This window comes from Mycobacterium sp. IDUB_39, assembly GCF_055419205.1.
In genome coordinates this window covers 918,142-935,504 of record NZ_JBVAXF010000002.1, presented here as the reverse complement: position 1 = coordinate 935,504, position 17,363 = coordinate 918,142, and the positions used below count along the sequence as shown (strand labels likewise).

Genomic DNA, 17,363 nt, shown 5'->3' with positions numbered 1-17,363 from the left:
CCGGCGAACCGTGACCGGCGCGCCGCTGACCGCCGCTGCACTGCTCATCTCGGCGGTGGCCACCATCGTCATCGGCTTCTACGGAATCCGGTTGTCCCGCACCACCTCCGACTTCCTCGTCGCGTCACGCAGCATCGGACCGAAGTGGAACGCGGCGGCGGTCTCCGGCGAGTACCTCTCGGCCGCATCGTTTCTCGGCGTCGCCGGATTGATCGCCAAGTACGGCGCCGACGCCCTCTGGTACCCCGTCGGCTTCACCGCCGGGTACCTGGGGCTACTGCTGTTCGTCGCCGCACCGCTGCGACGCTCCGGGGCGTACACCGTGCCGGACTTCGCGGAGTTCCGGCTCGGCTCGGCACGGCTGCGCAAGATCGCGATGCTCGTGGTGGTCGTGGTCTGCGTGTTCTATCTCGTCCCCCAGTACCAGGGCGCCGGCCTCGCGCTGAAGGCACTCCTGGGATTCCCGGTCTGGGTCGGCCCCCTTGCCGTCGGCGCGATTGTCATCGTCAACGTGGTGGGCGGAGGCATGCGGTCCATAACGTTCGTGCAGGCCTTCCAGTACTGGCTGAAGCTCACTGCGATCGCCATCCCCGCGTTGGCCCTGCTGGCCGTCGTGATGCGGGACGGCACAGACCTCGGTGGTCCACTGCCGCCACTGATCAGTCAGCAGACCACCGTCACCGTCGAGACGGACGTCGTCGTGCAGGTGGCAGCACCGGCGGGTATCACCGTGACCGGCACCGTCGACGGCCAGCCCGTGGACGCTGCGCCGTTCGCCTCCCCCGGCGACTACACCCTGCAGGCCGGCAGCACGCTGACGCTCGCCGCGGGTTCGGCGACACCGGTGGTCGCCGGCGCACCCGGGGCTGGCGAGGACTGGATGGCCTCCGGCGGCGGGCTGGGCGGCAGTCACCCGCTGTACCAAGTGCTTTCGATCATCGTCGCGACATTCCTCGGCACCATGGGGCTGCCCCACGTGCTGGTGCGCTTCTACACCAACCCCGACGGAACGGCGGCGCGGCGCACGGCGCTCGCGGTCATCGCCCTGCTGTCGTTCTTCTACCTCTTCCCGACACTGCTCGGCGTCTTCGCGCGACAGTTCGTGCCGCAGTTGCTCATCACCGGGACTGCCGATGCCGCGGTGCTGCTGCTGCCCAGCGCGGCGATCGGCGGGATGGCGGGCGCAGGGCTGGCGGCACTGGTGGCCGCGGGAGCCATCGCCGCGTTCCTCGCCACGTCATCGGGACTGCTGGTGAGTATCGCGGGCGCACTGTCGACCGACATTCTGCGCGGGCGGGTACGCGACTTCCGGATCGCCGCTCTGGTGGGCGGTGTCATTCCCATTCCCCTTGCGCTGCTGGCATCCTCGCTCGAGCTGTCCCGCAGTGTGGGCCTCGCGTTCGCCGTCGCCGCCTCGACGCTGTGCCCGCTGCTGGTGCTCGGCATCTGGTGGCGTGGCCTGACCGCCGCGGGTGCCGCGGCGGGGCTGGTGGTCGGCGGCGTCGCCTCCGGTGTGGCGACCACGCTTGCCATCACCGGCGGCCTGGACGACGACCTGCTCGGCGGTTGGCCCGCGGCGATCGTGGGCTACCCGGCCGCCGTCACGGTCCCCCTGGCCTTCCTGACGATGGTGGTGATCAGCAAGCTCACCGCGTCATCGCGCCCGCCTGACGTGGCCAGGACCTTCGCCCGCATGCACCTGCCCGAGCGGCTGGGCATGGGCGTCGAGCGTCTGCCTGGCGGCTGAACCCCCGACCGTTCATCGTCGTCGACTGACCGCTCACCGCACGACCACCCGGTTTCACCGTCTGACGTGTGATTACTCCACTTTTGTGACTTGAGTCTCAATAGGCTCCCGATCAGTTCCGGTTCACAAATGTCAGGAGTCCACGGTGCCCGAGACCATCGGATCCGATGCCGCCGCCGCGATCAGCGGCGACCGATATCTGGAAGTACAGGCAAGTCCCGAGTTTCAAGAACTTCGAAGTAGGCTGCGGCGCTTCGTCTTCCCGATGACGGCGTTCTTCATCATCTGGTACGGCCTCTACGTCATCCTGGGCGCCTTCGCCCATGACTTCATGGCCATCCAGGTGTTCGGCAACGTCAACGTCGGGTTGCTCATCGGCCTCGGCCAGTTCCTGACCACCTTCATCATCACCGGCCTCTACGTCCGGTTCGCCAACCGCGAACTCGATCCGCGGGCCGCCGCCATCCGCGCCGAGCTCGAGGCCGAACTGGAAGGACAGACCACGTGAGGACCTACCTCGCCGCCGAGGCCGTCGGCAATCCCGTCGCCAATATCGGCATATTCTCGTTGTTCGTCGTGGTCACCATGATCGTGGTGATCCGGGCCAGCAAGCGTAACGCCACCGCCGATGAGTTCTTCACCGGTGGCCGCGGATTCTCCGGGCCGCAGAACGGTATCGCGATCGCGGGCGACTACCTCTCGGCCGCAAGCTTTCTCGGTATCGCAGGTGCCATCGCGGTCTACGGCTACGACGGCTTCCTGTACTCGATCGGCTTCCTGGTCGCCTGGCTGGTGGCTCTTCTGCTGGTCGCCGAACTGCTGCGCAACACCGGCCGGTTCACCATGGCCGACGTGCTGAGCTTCCGGCTCAAGCAACGCCCCGTCCGGATGGCGGCCGCCACCACGACGCTCGCGGTGTCGCTGTTCTACCTGCTGGCCCAAATGGCAGGCGCCGGTGGACTTGTCGCGCTGCTGCTCGATGTGACCAGCTCGACCGGACAAGCCGTCGTCATCGCCGTCGTGGGTGTGCTCATGATCGTCTATGTCCTGGTCGGCGGTATGAAGGGGACCACGTGGGTGCAGATCATCAAGGCGGTGCTGCTGATCACCGGCGCCGCTGTGATGACGGTGATGGTGCTGGCCAAGTTCGGCATGAACTTCTCCGAGATCCTCGGTGCGGCACAGTCCGCCATCTCCGGCGCGACCACCGAGGGCGTCGCCAGCCGCGACGTGCTGGCACCGGGTGCGCAGTACGGCGGCTCGTTGACCAGCCAGATCAACTTCCTCTCGCTGGCACTCGCGCTGGTGCTGGGTACCGCGGGACTGCCACACGTGCTCATGCGCTTTTACACCGTGCCCACGGCCAAGGAAGCTCGTCGTTCTGTGGTGTGGGCGATCGCGCTGATCGGCGCGTTCTACCTGTTCACCCTCGCGCTGGGCTACGGCGCCGCGGCGATCGTCGGACCGGACCGCATCCTGGGGGCGCCGGGCGGTGTCAACTCGGCCGCTCCGCTGCTGGCCTTCGAGCTCGGCGGCGTGGTCCTGCTGGGCATCATCTCGGCTGTGGCGTTCGCGACCATCCTCGCCGTGGTGGCCGGCTTGACCATCACGGCGTCGGCGTCGTTCGCCCACGACGTCTACGCGAGTGTGATTAAGCGGGGCCAGGTGACCGAGGACGAGCAGGTACGCGTCTCCCGGATCACCGCGGTGGTCCTCGGCGTGCTCGCGATCGGGCTCGGCATCCTGGCCAACGGTCAGAACATCGCGTTCCTGGTGGCACTGGCCTTCGCGGTCGCCGCGGCCGCCAATCTGCCGACGATCGTGTACTCGCTGTACTGGCGGCGATTCAACACCCGTGGCGCGCTGTGGAGCATGTACGGCGGCCTGATCTCGACGATCGTGCTGATCGTCTTCTCCCCCGCGGTGACGGGCTCGAAGACCGCCATGCTGCCCAGCATCGACATCGCCTTCTTCCCGCTGGCCAATCCCGGCATCGTGTCGATTCCGCTGGCGTTCATCCTCGGCATCGTCGGCACGCTCACCTCACCCGACGATGAGGATCCGAAGATCGCCGCCGAGATGGAGGTGCGCTCGCTCACCGGCATCGGCGCCGAGAAGGCAGTCGCGCACTAATCCCCTCGGCCCAACGTGAAGAAGATGGCCAACTTCTTGAGAAATCTCGCCATCTTCTTCACGTTGGGCGTTGAGGGAGACTCGACGCGTGACACCCGAGACCAGGCCGTCCCGAACCCGCGCGCTCGCGGTACTGACCTATCTGTTCGCGGCGGCCATGATGGGCACGACCCTGCCCACCCCCATGTACGCCCTGTACGCCGACCAGATGCACTTCTCGGTGTTCACCACGACGGTGATCTTCTCGACGTACGCCGTCGGCGTCCTGACCGCACTCCTGGTGTTCGGACGGTGGTCCGATGCGATTGGCAGACGACCGCTGCTCCTGGCGGGCATCGGCTTCGCGGTGGCCAGCGCTGCGGTGTTCCTTGTCGCCGACAGCGTTCCGGTGCTGTTGGTGGGCCGACTGCTGTCGGGCTTCTCCGCGGGGGTCGTGACCGGCACCGCGACGGCCGCCATCGTCGAGGCGGCCCCGGAGTCGCGGCGTGAACTCGCCGCCATGGTCGCAACGATCGCCAACATCGGCGGCCTGAGCCTAGGCCCCCTGGTGGCGGGCGTTCTGGTCCAGTACGCGCCGCATCCGCTGATGGTGCCGTTCGTCCTGCACATCGGGCTCATGGTGGTGGCGGCCGTCGCCATGCTGCTGGTTCCCGAGACGTCGTCCCGTTCGGGACGAATCGGTCTGCAGCGGTTGTCCATTCCCTCGGTGGTGCGGCCTGTCTTCATCACCGCGGCCACCGCCGCGTTCGCCGGCTTCACCGTGACCGGACTGTTCATGGCCGTCGCGCCGTCCTTCGTGTCGAACGTCATCGGCATCGGCAACCACGCCGTCGCCGGCGCGGTGGCCAGCTCGATATTCGTCGCGTCAGCGATCGCACAGGTCTTCGCAAGACGGATGGACCCGCAACGTGCCGTCGCGATCGGATGCGCAATCTTGGTGCTGGGCATGGTCGTTCTGACCGCCGCACTGCACTTTTCGTCACTTCCGACGCTGATCGCGGCCGCGGTGGTCGCGGGCATCGGGCAGGGCATCAGCTTCAGTCGCGGGCTGGCCGCGGTCGCCGAGGGCGCGCCCGCCGACCGCCGCGCCGAGGTGAGTTCCACCTACTTCGTCGTCGCGTACGTCGCGATATCGCTGCCGGTGATCGGCGCTGGGTTCGCCGCGCAGAGCTGGGGATTGCGCACCGCGGGGACCACATTCGCAATCGCCGTGGCGGTCCTTTCGGCGATATGCCTGGTGGCGATCCTGATTCAGGAGTCCGGCCGAAAACGACGGTCGACCGCCGAGGTCGCGGTGAATTGAGTGGTTTTACCTAGGGCCGGCGACGCTGCGCGCGCCTAGGTTTGAGGGTATGCCGCTGCAGTTTCCGACCGCCGCCGAGATCGAGGCGCGCACCCCGGCCGACCGTGACCGGGCCATCGACGTCATTCGCATCGGCGCGCTGCTCGGCGTCGTGGCGGGCCACACCATCATGGCTACCAGCATCATCACCGACGGCGTTCTGATCTGGGACAACCTGCTCACCACCTCGGTGGTGTTTCAGGCGCTCACCTGGATCTTCCAGATCATGCCGCTGTTCTTCTTCGCCGGTGTCGCGGCATCGGTGGACTCCTACCAGCGCGGCGCGAGCTGGGGCGGGTGGCTGCTCAAGCGCTGCACGCGCCTGTACCGACCGGTGTTCTACTACCTCGCGTTCTGGACCGTGGCGCTGATCGTGCTGCGGCAGCTCCTGCCGATTCACGTCTACGAACCCGTCGCAGGCATCAGCATCCAGTTGCTCTGGTTTCTCGGGGCCTACGTCCTGGTCCTTGCGGCGGTTCCCGCGCTGACGCGAATCACCACGCCGACGCGCCTGATCGCGAGCGTGGTCGCGGTGTACGCGTTCATCGCCGTCGTCGACACCGTCAGGGTCACCGAGCCCGGCTGGTCGCTGCTGGGTTACGCGAACTTCGTCGCCTGGCTGATCCCGGGCATGCTCGGGGTGGCCTACCGGCGTCACCTGATCACGCCGCGCGCAGCGTGCGTTCTCGGTGCCGCGATGCTGGCCGTCAATCTGGCGCTGCTGCAATGGGGCCCCTACGAGCTGAGCCTGGTGGGCATCGAGTCCCAGCAGCTCAAGAACATGATGCCGCCGTCACTGCTTCTCGCGGGCCACGCGATCATGTTGTGCGCGTTCGCGATTGCGGCCGCAGGCAGCATCAACCGATGGGCGCACCGACCGCGGGTATGGCGGGCCACTGTCCTCGGGAACTCCGGCGCGATGACGCTCTACCTGTGGCACATGCCCGCGCTGCTCGGCGTGCACCTGGCATTCGACCTGCTCGGGTTGCCGCGGTATCCGGGCCAACCGCACTTCGTCGCGCTCAGCATCGCGCAGGTCGTGCTGATGGCGCTGCTGGTCAGCGCGGCGTTCGTGGCGTTGCGGCCCCTCGAGAACGCCGAGCTGCCGTTCTGGGACGGCGGCCGCATCACGACGCCGGGTATGCGCAGCGCCGCGGTCGGTACCCTGCTGTGCGTCGCCGCGACCGCCACCCTGGTCTCGGTGGGGTGGGGTCTGAAGGATTACGGGATCTACTGTGTGGCAGTGATGCTCATAGCACTGATCACCGCTCGACGGCTTGCACCGCGAACGTGTGGATCCGAGGCGGATCTGTCGGCGTCATTGCGACGCTGACGTCGAGTCGCCCGCGGGCAGCCGGCAGGCGGTACGTCGCCTCAGTCGGCGATCGCATCTCGATCTCGGCCTGGCCCTCGGGCTCGCCCACCATGCTGCGCGCGTCGGTGATCGCCGCGACGCGCTCACCCAGCGGAATGTCGAGCAGCACGTTGCCTGCGAAGGCGGGCTCTTGCAGCGCAAAGGGATCGGCGATGACACGCTCGACCAGACCGAGCGTGGCATGCAGTTGTGCCGACGGGCCCACCCCGTCCCGATCCGGCTGGCATTGGCGCAGCAATGCCTCGAGCGCGGCCCGCGCCGGTGCCGCCACCGGCGCGTACGTCCCGTTCGCGAACGCCACGACGCCAAGACCGCTGCCCTGGTGCCAGCCCATGTACGACCCGAAACCGGGGTAGCCGCCGAGGTGTTGGCTGATCGGACCCGACTCGGGGGCACTCTCGACGAACAGCCCGTAGCCGTATCCGGACAGTCCCCACGGAAAGCCCTTGCTCACCAAGCGATTCTGCCCATCGGGACCCTCTACGATGTCGAAGGGCAGCAGCCGGTGTGACTGTTGCATCTCCCGTCGCGATGCCCTGGCGAGCACCGCGTCGTCAGACCCGTCGCGTGGCGGGAATGCGTCAGACAGCCACGCCCCCCATCGGGCGATGTCGCCCACGGTGCTCAGCAGACCCCCGATGGCGGAGAAGCTGCCGGGTGCCGTGAATCTCTGCAGCTCCCAGCCGCCACCACGCGTCGGGCGATAGCCCTGTGCGAGGCGGTCGGGCGGCACGGTGCGGTAGTCGTAGGTGGTGTCCACCAGGCCAAGGGGATTCAGCAGCTCGCTGGTGACGTGATCGATGAACCGTCGGTTTGTGATCGCCTCGACGACGCGTCCGAGGATGGCGTACCCGAGATTGGAATACGCGAACGCGGTGCCCGGGGCGTAAGCCCCCGCCACCGGACGTGCCAGCAGGTTGTCGAATGCGTCCTGCGGCATCTCCTCCTGCCTGTCGGCCCACGGGTCGTCACTGGGCAGTCCGCTGCTCATCGTCAGGCAGTGGCGCAGGGTGATTGGTGGCGAGTCGGCTGTCGGGCCGGATAACCCCGCCGCAGCGGGCAGGTGCCGAACCACGGGATCGTCGAGGTGGAGCAATCCCCGGTCGCGCAGCTGCAGGATCGCGGCGGCGGTGAAGCTCTTCGACATCGACGCGATGCGAAAGACCGATTCCGCCCCGACCGAGGCACCGGTTGCGGCGTCGGCGATCCCATGACCACTGAGATGGAGCACCGCTCCCCCCGCGAGCACCGCGACCTGCAGCCCCGGGGCATGCCGACGTTCGTGGAACTCCGCGACGATGTCGTCGACGACGGTGAAGTCAAGCTGGAGCATTAAGGGACCCCAACTGTCTGGTCGTCCCGATCCTCGTCCGGCGGAGCCAGCATGAGGAAGTGCGTCTCGCCCCTTGGGCGCAGGTAGAAGGTGTAGTAACCCAGGGCAAGCAGCACACACGCCCCCGCAACGATGAGATCGCCGCGGACCTGCTGGCTCAGAACGGCGATCGACATGACGATTGCGATGACCGGCCACAGCGGCCACAGCGGCATTCGGTAGGGCCGCTCGAGCCCGGGCGTGCGGATCCGGCTCAGGATGGCGGAGCCCGCAACCAGGATGAACTCGACGGCCAGCAGAGCCCCGGTCCACGTCGACAGTGTCGCGACGTCCGAGATCAGGATCATCACCGCCCCGCCGATACCCACCAGAATCGTTGCCAGCCAAGGGGTGCCGTACTTGGGGTGCACCTTGGCCAGCGCCCGGCTGACGGGATTCGGCCACGCCATGTCCCGGCCGGTGCTGTACAGAATCCGTGCGTAGTAGGGCATGAGCGCGATGACGGCGTTGAGCACGGCGACCGCGATGCCCAGGCTGATGATGGTGTTGAACGTCTCGCCACCGACCGAGGTCAGGAAGTACTGCCAGGGGTTGTCCGAGTTCGACAGGTCGGTGAGTGAGGGAGCGGCGAGGATCGCGGCGGCCACGGGGACAATCTCGCAGGCGACGGCAACACCAAGGGCGATGAAGACGGCGCGGGCGATATTGCGGCGTCCACCGACGGTCTCCTCCGAGAAGATCAGGGCGCCCTGGAACCCGTTGAAGGCGAAGCTGCCGACGGCAATGCCCGCCACCAGTGCGCTCAGCGTGAGCGGACTGGCGACGCCGTAGGAGTCGAAGACCTCGGGACGGAACAGTGTGGTGACCGGTCGCTGCACCTTGACGAGCCCGACCACCGACACGACGACGACCGCCAGGATCTCGACGACGAGAAGCACCGTCACGGCCATCGCGTTCAGTCGGACGCCGAACAGCGCGATCGCGGCGCCACCGATGATGATGGCGGCACCGAGGAAGTTCGCGTCGACGTTGACGACGACCCGCAGGTAGTCAGCCATCCCGAGCGCAACGACGGCCGGGATCAGGACGGCCTGGACCGGGCCGGTGATGAACATCGAGACGAATCCGGGCGCGCGCCCCATGATGCGAGCGATGAAGGTGTAGTCGCCGCCGGCGATCGGATAGGCCGCGCCGAGCTCTGCCCAGCAGTACGCCAACGACAGCCCGAGCACCGCTGCGATGGCGAACGTTATGGCCGCGCCAGTGCCGTTCAGCGCGAAGAGCACCGGCGCGATGATGAACGCCCCCGTCGCGGGTGTCGTCGCCGAGACGACGAGCGACGCGTTCTCCCACAGACTGAGGTCGCGTTTGAGCTCTTGCTTGTACTTCTTGAGACTGCCGGACTTCGAGTCGCGCATTCGGCGCCTTTCTCACGACCACGGGTGCGAACGAGGACCGTGTGATCTTCACCCCACTTCGGTCGTCTGTCAACACTGTTGACAACACTGCTGACATTGCCGAGCATGTCGACGCCGCCCTGGCTGTCGCGCATGCAATGCTTGGGCCGTGGACAGCAGCGAGCGATCCAACGGGCAGCGCACGACTGGCGGCACCGTCCGATTGGACCGTGCCGTGATCCTGCGAGCAGCGCAGGAGATCTCCGATCGCGACGGACTGCGCGCGCTCACGCTGCGGCGTCTGGGAATCGAACTCGGCGTCGATGCAACGGCGATGTACCGGCACTTCCGCGACAAAGCCGAGCTGATCTCAGCACTCATCGATGAGCTGTTCCGGCTCGAGGTGGACGAGCCGGACCCCGCCACGCACTGGCGCACCAACCTCCGCACGCTGATGATCCAGTGGTGGCAGATCTATCGACGCCACGAGGGCCTGGCCGCCGCCATGGCCGGACAGCCCGACGACGAGCCTCAGCTCTTCCACCTCACGGAATGGACCGTCCGCGAACTCATTCGTGCAGGGGTGAGTGACGACGAGCTGGGTCTGTACCACCAGACCATCTACAACCACACTGTCGGCAGCGGCTTGGTCGCGGCGTTGTCACCGTGGCTGACCGACGCCGAGCTGCGCGATGAGCAGCGCCGGCAGTACGCCACTCTCGACCCGCGCCGATTCCCGTCGTCCGCCGCGGTGGCGCCGACGATCTATCCGGACACCGCAAAGGTCTTCGAGTTCAGCGTCGAGGTGCTGCTCGATGCCATCGAGAACCGCGGGCGCCTCGGCCGTGGCGACGCGTCATCGGGTTGAACGACAGAGTGTTGAGCGACAGCGTTTTTGACGCTGTGCGCCGCTACCCGCTCTTGCGGCGGAACTCTCGGCGGTTCTCCACCGCTCCGTGAACCTTGGGCTGCTTCTTGCCGCCATCGCGGTGAGCGGCCCCACTGGCTGCGTTGGTGTTCTTGCGTTCGAGTGCCTCGCGGAACTTGCGCTTGTTGTCGTCTTCTTCGGGTGCGTCGGGTGCGTCGGCCATGACCGCAGAGTAGCGGGCCGACCGCGCATACGTCGCAGGGATTACCTGATGCCGGGCGGCAGGCCGTAGAGATGCGATATCGGCAGCGTCAACAGGACGCGTCGATCGTCGACCATGGCGCGGCGGTAGTCGTCCCAATCGGGATGTTCCCCGGCGATATTGCGGTACAACGCGATCAGCGCCTCGACGGTGTCATCGTCAGGTGCGGCCGCGGGCGCGGTGAGGATCGCGTCGCCCTCTGCCACCGCGTAGGCATACCCGTCGTCGGACGGCACATGCACCGACGCCCGCGGGTCACGGCGCAGATTGCGGGTCTTGGCCAGGGGTTCTCGCACCGACACCTGAATCGCCAGGTTCCGGGAGTCGAAGTGATACGACACGTTGGACAGCTGTGGCCGGCCGTCGCGCTTGATGGTGGCCAGGACCCCCAGCGAGTTTCCGCTGATCACTGCCAACAGCTTGTCGTCCAACACGTGCCGGGTCATGCCCGCCAGCCTACGACTGCGCGAGGGAAGGCGGCCGGGATTGCCATCACGGTCCCTACCATGGCCCCATGAGTGCCATCGATGGCAACACCCTGGAAGGCGTCTCGGCGACCACCGCCACCTCGCCGGCGCTTGACCGCATCGGTGTCCTGCGCCGCATCCGACCCAGCATCACGCTGCTGGAGTTCGGATGACGCGCTACGCGGTGTTCCTGCGCGGGGTGAACGTCGGTGGGGTCAACCTGAAGATGGCCGACGTCGCGAAATCCCTCACCGGCGCCGGGTTCACCGATATCAAGACGATCCTGGCCAGCGGCAACGTGCTGCTCGACAGCGACTCCGGCACCCCAGAGGTCCGTGCGAAGGCCGAAGCGGCCCTTCGGAAGACGTTCGGCTACGAGGCGTGGGTCCTGGCCTACGACCTCGAGACGGTGCGCGCGGTGTCGCAGAACTACCCGTTCGAGCGCGAGGTCGAGGGACACCACTCCTACGTCACCTTCGTCGCCGATGAGGACGTCCTCGACGAACTCGCCGGTCTGATAGAGGTCGCCGGTCCCCATGAACTGATCCAACGAGGCGACGGCGTCCTCTATTGGCAGGTGCCCAGATCCGGCACGTTGGACAGCGTCATCGGCAAGACAATGGGCAAGAAGCGCTACAAATCCTCGACCACCACGCGCAACCTCCGCACCGTCGACAGAGTCCTCTCCGCCTGACGTCCTGTCCGCCTGACCTTCGGTACATTCGCGACAGTGAGTTCAGAACCGAAGGTGGACGGCGCGACGCTGACCGGGGTCTCCGAGACCGCGCTACTGACCCTGCAGGTACGGGCGAGCGAGGCTCGTCGGCCAGACTCGATCCTCGAAGACCCGATGGCCATCAAGCTTGCCGACTCCATCGACTTCGACTTCGCCAAGTTCGGCCCCACCCGCCGCCAGGACATGGCGCTACGTTCGCTCGCGTTCGACCAGGCCACCCGCAAGTACCTAATGAGCCATCCCGCGGCCACCGTCGTCGCGCTCGCGGAGGGCCTTCAGACCAGCTACTACCGCATTGAAACCAGTGGTGTGAGCGATCAGTTCCGCTGGCTCACGGTCGACCTGCCGCCGATGATCGAACTGCGAGGCAAGCTCCTTCCGGAGTCCGACCGGGTCACGGTGTGCGCCCAATCGGCGCTGGACTACAGCTGGATGGACCAGGTCGCCACCGACAACGGCGTCTTCATCACGGCCGAGGGACTGCTGATGTACCTGCAGCCCAGCGAGGCGATGGAGTTGATCAGCGAATGCGCCAAGCGCTTCCCCGGCGGCGCGATGATGTTCGACCTCCCGCCCGCGTGGTTCGCCGCCTGGGCGCGCAAGGGCATGCGGACCTCCCTGCGCTACCGGGTGCCGCCCATGCCGTTCTCGATGTCGGCGAGTGAGATCGCCAAGCTGGTCGACGTGGTGCCGGGCGTCCGTGCGGTGCACGACGTCCCGCTACCCCAGGGCCGGGGCCGGATACTCAACGGCGCGGTGTGGGTCATGCAGCGGTTCCCACTGTTCGACCCCATTCGACCGGCCTTCACGCTGCTCGAATTCGGCTAAGCCACCACTGGCCGAATGCGTCTTCGACTAGCCGAATGCGTCTTCGACGTAGCCGAGGGCGGCGGCCTTGCCGACACCCAGCGAGCGCGCCGCCGTCGCATACGCGTGCGCCGCGGTCGCCATCGCCGAGTCAGCGGGGTCTGCCCGGGCGACGAACGTCCCGAATCTCCCCCGCGTCTCGACGATCCCCGCCGACTCCAACTCCCGGTAGGCGCGCGCCACGGTGTTCACCGCCATGCTCAGCTCGGACGCGAGATCACGCACCGTGGGCAGACGCGTGCCCGGCGGCAGCCTGCCATCACGGATCCCCTCGATGACCTGAATCCGCAGTTGATCGAACAACGGTCTCGCCGCGTGCGGATCGACGCGGACCCATTCCCCCAAATCGGTCACCTGCCCAGTATCACAAAAAACGGCTAGTTTGGTGAGCGTGCAGGTGACCGTTCTCAGTGGAGCCGGTATCTCGGCCGAGAGCGGAGTGCCGACGTTCCGTGACGTGGAGACCGGCCTGTGGGCCAAGGTCGATCCCTACGAGATCTCGAGTTCCGACGGCTGGCGCCGCCACCCCGAGAAGGTGTGGGCGTGGTACCTGTGGCGCCACTACATGATGAAGGGTGTCGCACCCAACGACGGCCACCGCGCCGTCGCGGCGTGGGAGGACTACGCCGAAGTGCACGTCGTCACCCAGAACGTCGACGATCTGCACGAACGCTCAGGCAGCACGAACGTCTATCACCTGCACGGCAGCCTCTTCGAATTCCGTTGCGATCGTTGCGATTGCGACTATCAGGGCCCGCTCCCGGCGATGCCTGAGCCAGTCGAGATGGTCGAACCGCCGGTGTGCGTGTGCGGCGGGCTGATCCGGCCGAACGTGGTGTGGTTCGGTGAGGCGCTGCCCACCGATGCGTGGGACCGTTCCGTCGCGGCGGTCACCGCCGCCGATCTCGCGGTTGTCGTGGGGACGTCGTCGATCGTCTACCCGGCCGCCGGACTGCCCGAGATAGCGGTGGCCAATGGCATCCCGGTGATCGAGATCAACCCCGAGCCCACCCCGCTCTCGAGTGCCGTCACCATAAGCCTGCGTGAGAGCGCGGCCACGGCGTTGCCCACCCTGCTACAGCGCCTGCCCGCGCTGCTGGGCTGAGGCTCGCCCCGCCCGCCGGGTTCAGCCTGGCCTGACCGCGACACCGATCGCGGTCTCGGAGGCCGGCATCGGCACCCACGCAGGCAGCACCCATTCGTGACGGGCGCGCACGACCTCGAACCCCGCTGCGGCGATCGATTTCTCCGTGTGCCGATGGGTGTGGCAGTTGCCCAACAACCTGGGCCACACCGTGGCGTCGGCAAGGCGTTGGAATCGGGCCCGCATGCCGGTACCCGCAACGTGCTCGAGGAAGCGCAGCTCACCCCCCGGCCGCAGCATCGTGATCAGTTGTCGCAGAACGTCATCGGGGTCGGCGATCGAGCAAAGCACCAGCGAGCACACCACCGCGTCGAACGGCTCCCCCGCCGACGCGGCGTACCGCTCGACGGTCTCGGTGGACACCGTCACCGGCACCTTCGCGTTGGCGGCCGCCTCGCGCGCCAAGACCGCCAGGCGGTGCTCCGGTTCGATCGCGACGACCTCGGTGACGCTCGCCGGGTAGAGGCCGAAGTTGGATCCCGTGCCTGCACCGATCTCCAGCACCCGCCCGGTCAGGCCCTCGAGGTTCTCTCGGCGCAACACCCGGATGGACTCCGGTTCGCGGGTCGACATCGTCGACCACAGTCGGGCGAAGAACGGGTTATCGACCAAGTCCTGATCACGTGAGTCACTCATGTACCAAGCACCTTCAATCGTTCGAGGGTCTCCTGCGGCGGCAGGTCCGGTCCTATCAGTGCCGATGCGACGTATCCACACCACGCCGACCGCATGACGCGATCGGCGAAAACCTCGGCGTCACCGACCGGCAGATACGGCCGCGAGATGAGCAGCGCCGCCACCCCGTGCACCACCGCCCACAATTCCAGAGCCGCGGCGCCGGAGTCCCCGGGTGGGCAGATCCCCTCGGCCATCAACGCCCCGATGGAACTGCGCATGTGCACGAACGCGGAGCTGTTCAGCGTCATGTCGACGTCGCTACCGGGGCGTCCCTCTCCCATCGTGGCGATCCGGTACAGCTCCGGGTTCTCCATGGCGAAACGGACGTATGCCAGACCCTGAGCGCGCAACCCCTCGATGGTCGAGGGCGCGTCGGCGGCCGCGCTCTGCATCACCTCGTTGAGATGCTCGAAGTACCTGGCGCACACCGCATCAAGTAGCGCGTCCTTATCCGCGAAATGCAGGTAGATCGACGGCGGGGTGATGCGGACGCGCTCGGCGACGGCTCGAATCGACACCGCCTTGGCGTGCCCGGTCCCCAATAACAGATCGGTGGTGGCGTCCAGGATCTCGTCGCGCAGCTGGTCACCGGAACCGCGGGGCGCGCGTCGGCGCTTGAGTGGCTGAGACGTCACGTCATTGACTGTCCCACGCGGTTGTCGCCGGCCGCTCCACCGCCTGCCGCATCGGCATCCTCGTCGGGACCGGACTCGCTGATCCCGATGCGCTGATGAAGTCGGACCAGCGGTCTGGGCGACCACCAGTTCCAGCCGCCCACCACATGCATGAAGGCAGGCACCAACATCATGCGCACCAACGTGGCGTCCACCAGGACGGCAAGCGTCAGGCCGAGGCCGAACATTCTCATGAACGACACCTCGGCCGCGATGAGCGCGGCAAACGATATCGACATGACCAGCGCCGCCGCGGTGATGACGCGGCCGGTGCGTGCCAGGCCGAGCGCCACGGCCTCGTCGTTGTCGGCGTGGGCCTCCTTGATCGCCTGACGTCCGGTGATCTCCGGTTTGCCCGCACGCAGCTTCAACCAGTACTCGCGGATGCGTGCGACGAGGAAGACCTCGTAGTCCATCGAGAGACCGAACGCGATGCAGAACAGCAGCACCGGCATGTTCGCCACCAACGTTCCCGTCGGGGTCGTACCGAGCGCACCGAAGTGGCCGTCCTGGAAGATCCAGACCAGTGCGCCGAATGCGGCCGTCAACGACAACACGTTCATCACAACGGCTTTCAGCGGCAGGATCACGCTGCCGGTCAGCAGGAACAGCAGTCCGAAGGTGATCAACGCGATGAGGCCCAGCACCCACGGCAATCGGGTCGTGATGGCCTCGACGCTGTCGCGGTTGATCTGCGCGATACCCGTCACGAGAACCGGCCGATCGCCTGGCCCCGCGATCTCGTGCAGGCGGTCCAATTGAGCGTCAGAGGCGCCGGAGAACAGGGGCGCGCTGCTGCCGATGGTGAGGAATGCGCTGCCCTCGGAGACACCGGTCGCCGCCGTTGGCGGACCGACCCTGTCACCGGCGACAAAGGTGCCCGTCGGCGCGGACACCGCCGAGACGTCCGGGGTGCGGGACAGATCTGCGGCGTAGCGCTCGATTTGAGCAGGGGTCAACCCATCGGCGTCCGGGATGACGACATTGATGTTGGTCGCCGAGTCGTCGGCGAAGTCGTTGCGAAGCTGGTCACCGACCTGGTGCGACGAGGCCGAGGTCGGCAGCACCCGGTCGTCGGGGAACCCCCACTTGACCGACAGGAACGGCGCACCGAGCGCGAGCAGCAGGACGACGACCGCCAGGCCGATGGGGACTGCCCTGCGCATGACGAACTTCGCGCAGCGGTACCAGAACTGACGCTCCACCGGCTTGGGGCCGGGACTGGGCGGCCGTCTGAACAGCTGACGGACGTTCAGTGCGTCGAGGCGATCGCCGAGCAGCCAGATCGCCGCGGGCGTCACGATCACCGCCGCGCCCGCCGCGAACGTGACCGTCGCGATGCCGGCGTAGGCGAAGGACTTCAGGAAGTACATCGGGAACAGGATCATCGCGCCCATCGACAGCGCGACAGTCGTGGCGGAGAACAGCACCGTCCGTCCAGCGGTGGACATGGTCCGGATCAGCGCTCGGTCCCGCGGTACGCCGTTGGCCAGTTCGTCTCGATAGCGACTGATGATCAGCAGCGTGTAGTCGATCGCCAGTGCCAGGCCCATCGCCATTGACAGATTCAGCGCGAAGATCGACACGTCGGTGCTGAAGGTGATGAGCCGGAGCACCGCCATCGATCCGACGATCGCGAAGGCACCGACCGCCATTGGCACCGCGGCGGCGATCAGGCCGCCGAAGACCCAGACCAACACGAGGAAGCTGAGCGGGATAGCGATCGACTCCATCAAGAGCAGGTCGCGTTCGGACTGCGTGTTGATCTGCGCGTACACGATCGCGATGCCGCCGGCGCGAATGGTCAGGCCGTCGCGGTCGTGCACCAGCTCGTCGGCCAGCGTCTTGGCGTACTTCTGTGCGTTGTTCTCTCCGCCGGTGAGCCCCGTGATGATCAGTCCGGTCTTACCGTCACGGCTGGTCAGATCGGCGGCAGCGGCCGGCGGCACGGTCCAGGCCGATGTCACATTGGCGATGTACGGCGATTGGTCGAGGTGCTCGACGATATCGGTGGCCGCTGCCCTGGCCGTCGGGCTGTCGAAACCGTCGGGCGAGGTGATCGTGATGAGCATCTGCATGTCGCCTTGGTCGAACTTCTCGGCGAGCAGCTGCGATGCCTGCGCCGACTCCGACGTCGGGTCCTGAAAGCCGCCGGCCGACAGGCTCTTGGCGACCGGTATCCCGAACACGGCAGCAGCGACGACCAGCACGGCTGCGATGCCCAGGACACGCCGAGGCGCGGCGATGGCGAGCAGGGCGATTCTACGCAGCACTTAGGCCTCCATCCACGACAATATCGGCGCTAACTTATCAACGCTAACCTAGGAGCGTCAACGCGTC

The 17,363-nt window shown here is 66.9% G+C and carries 18 protein-coding genes; 10 read left to right on the top strand and 8 right to left on the bottom strand.

Annotated elements, in window-relative coordinates:
• Positions 1-10 precede the first annotated feature (10 nt).
• The 5 genes from ACZY0X_RS10625 to ACZY0X_RS10605 all read left to right on the top strand — a co-directional run bounded on the left by ACZY0X_RS10625 (position 11) and on the right by ACZY0X_RS10605 (position 6,555).
• Positions 11-1,747, top strand: coding sequence for a sodium/solute symporter (locus ACZY0X_RS10625; protein ID WP_463770095.1), 1,737 nt, complete (start codon positions 11-13; stop codon positions 1,745-1,747).
• A 145-nt stretch (positions 1,748-1,892) separates the two neighbouring features.
• Entirely contained in the window at positions 1,893-2,255 is a 363-nt protein-coding gene (locus ACZY0X_RS10620; protein WP_463770093.1) for a DUF485 domain-containing protein, read from the top strand.
• Positions 2,252-3,880, top strand: coding sequence for a solute symporter family protein (locus ACZY0X_RS10615; RefSeq protein WP_463770091.1), 1,629 nt, complete (start codon positions 2,252-2,254; stop codon positions 3,878-3,880). The genes ACZY0X_RS10620 and ACZY0X_RS10615 overlap by 4 nt, the downstream gene beginning before the upstream one ends.
• A gap of 157 nt (positions 3,881-4,037) precedes the next feature.
• Complete coding sequence (locus ACZY0X_RS10610) at positions 4,038-5,183, top strand: MFS transporter (RefSeq protein WP_463770622.1); 1,146 nt, start codon at positions 4,038-4,040, stop codon at positions 5,181-5,183.
• A 49-nt stretch (positions 5,184-5,232) separates the two neighbouring features.
• Positions 5,233-6,555 carry an acyltransferase family protein gene (locus tag ACZY0X_RS10605; RefSeq protein WP_463770089.1) on the top strand — a complete coding sequence of 441 codons (1,323 nt, stop codon included), beginning with the start codon at positions 5,233-5,235 and terminating at the stop codon, positions 6,553-6,555.
• On the opposite strand, the gene ACZY0X_RS10600 is transcribed toward ACZY0X_RS10605, so the two are convergent.
• A complete protein-coding gene (locus tag ACZY0X_RS10600) occupies positions 6,485-7,930 on the bottom strand; it encodes a serine hydrolase domain-containing protein (RefSeq protein ID WP_463770087.1) in 1,446 nt (481 codons plus the stop codon). The genes ACZY0X_RS10605 and ACZY0X_RS10600 overlap by 71 nt on opposite strands.
• Positions 7,930-9,348, bottom strand: coding sequence for an APC family permease (locus ACZY0X_RS10595; protein WP_463770085.1), 1,419 nt, complete (start codon positions 9,346-9,348; stop codon positions 7,930-7,932). The genes ACZY0X_RS10600 and ACZY0X_RS10595 overlap by 1 nt, the downstream gene beginning before the upstream one ends.
• A gap of 148 nt (positions 9,349-9,496) precedes the next feature.
• Between ACZY0X_RS10595 and ACZY0X_RS10590 the strand changes: the two genes are divergently transcribed.
• A complete protein-coding gene (locus ACZY0X_RS10590; RefSeq protein WP_463770083.1) occupies positions 9,497-10,195 on the top strand; it encodes a TetR/AcrR family transcriptional regulator in 699 nt (232 codons plus the stop codon).
• Between the two features lie 43 nt (positions 10,196-10,238).
• Here ACZY0X_RS10590 and ACZY0X_RS10585 read toward each other — a convergent pair whose 3' ends face one another.
• Positions 10,239-10,418, bottom strand: a complete 180-nt coding sequence (locus tag ACZY0X_RS10585) for a DUF5302 domain-containing protein (protein WP_463770081.1) — start codon at positions 10,416-10,418, stop codon at positions 10,239-10,241.
• Between the two features lie 41 nt (positions 10,419-10,459).
• Positions 10,460-10,903, bottom strand: a complete 444-nt coding sequence (locus ACZY0X_RS10580) for a PPOX class F420-dependent oxidoreductase (protein WP_463770079.1) — start codon at positions 10,901-10,903, stop codon at positions 10,460-10,462.
• A 68-nt stretch (positions 10,904-10,971) separates the two neighbouring features.
• Here ACZY0X_RS10580 and ACZY0X_RS10575 point away from each other — a divergent pair, with 68 nt between their 5' ends.
• Genes ACZY0X_RS10575 through ACZY0X_RS10565 form a run of 3 tightly spaced genes read left to right on the top strand, consistent with a single transcriptional unit; the run spans position 10,972 to position 12,488 of the window.
• Positions 10,972-11,097, top strand: a complete 126-nt coding sequence (locus tag ACZY0X_RS10575) for a hypothetical protein (RefSeq protein ID WP_463770077.1) — start codon at positions 10,972-10,974, stop codon at positions 11,095-11,097.
• Entirely contained in the window at positions 11,094-11,618 is a 525-nt protein-coding gene (locus tag ACZY0X_RS10570; RefSeq protein WP_463770075.1) for a DUF1697 domain-containing protein, read from the top strand. Before ACZY0X_RS10575 ends, ACZY0X_RS10570 begins: the two co-directional genes overlap by 4 nt.
• Before the next feature lie 36 nt (positions 11,619-11,654).
• Entirely contained in the window at positions 11,655-12,488 is an 834-nt protein-coding gene (locus tag ACZY0X_RS10565) for a class I SAM-dependent methyltransferase (protein WP_463770073.1), read from the top strand.
• A 27-nt stretch (positions 12,489-12,515) separates the two neighbouring features.
• On the opposite strand, the gene ACZY0X_RS10560 is transcribed toward ACZY0X_RS10565, so the two are convergent.
• Positions 12,516-12,881 carry a GntR family transcriptional regulator gene (locus ACZY0X_RS10560; protein ID WP_354523239.1) on the bottom strand — a complete coding sequence of 122 codons (366 nt, stop codon included), beginning with the start codon at positions 12,879-12,881 and terminating at the stop codon, positions 12,516-12,518.
• A 37-nt stretch (positions 12,882-12,918) separates the two neighbouring features.
• Here ACZY0X_RS10560 and ACZY0X_RS10555 point away from each other — a divergent pair, with 37 nt between their 5' ends.
• Positions 12,919-13,632: an NAD-dependent deacylase gene (locus tag ACZY0X_RS10555; protein ID WP_463770070.1), complete on the top strand. Its 714-nt coding sequence runs from the start codon at positions 12,919-12,921 to the stop codon at positions 13,630-13,632.
• 21 nt (positions 13,633-13,653) lie between these two features.
• Here ACZY0X_RS10555 and ACZY0X_RS10550 read toward each other — a convergent pair whose 3' ends face one another.
• From ACZY0X_RS10550 to ACZY0X_RS10540, 3 genes are read right to left on the bottom strand one after another with little or no spacing between them, the layout of a single operon-like run.
• Positions 13,654-14,307 carry a class I SAM-dependent methyltransferase gene (locus ACZY0X_RS10550; RefSeq protein WP_463770068.1) on the bottom strand — a complete coding sequence of 218 codons (654 nt, stop codon included), beginning with the start codon at positions 14,305-14,307 and terminating at the stop codon, positions 13,654-13,656.
• Positions 14,304-14,984, bottom strand: coding sequence for a TetR/AcrR family transcriptional regulator (locus tag ACZY0X_RS10545; protein WP_463770066.1), 681 nt, complete (start codon positions 14,982-14,984; stop codon positions 14,304-14,306). The genes ACZY0X_RS10550 and ACZY0X_RS10545 overlap by 4 nt, the downstream gene beginning before the upstream one ends.
• Entirely contained in the window at positions 14,981-17,296 is a 2,316-nt protein-coding gene (locus ACZY0X_RS10540; protein ID WP_463770064.1) for an MMPL family transporter, read from the bottom strand. The genes ACZY0X_RS10545 and ACZY0X_RS10540 overlap by 4 nt, the downstream gene beginning before the upstream one ends.
• Positions 17,297-17,363: the final 67 nt, after the last annotated feature.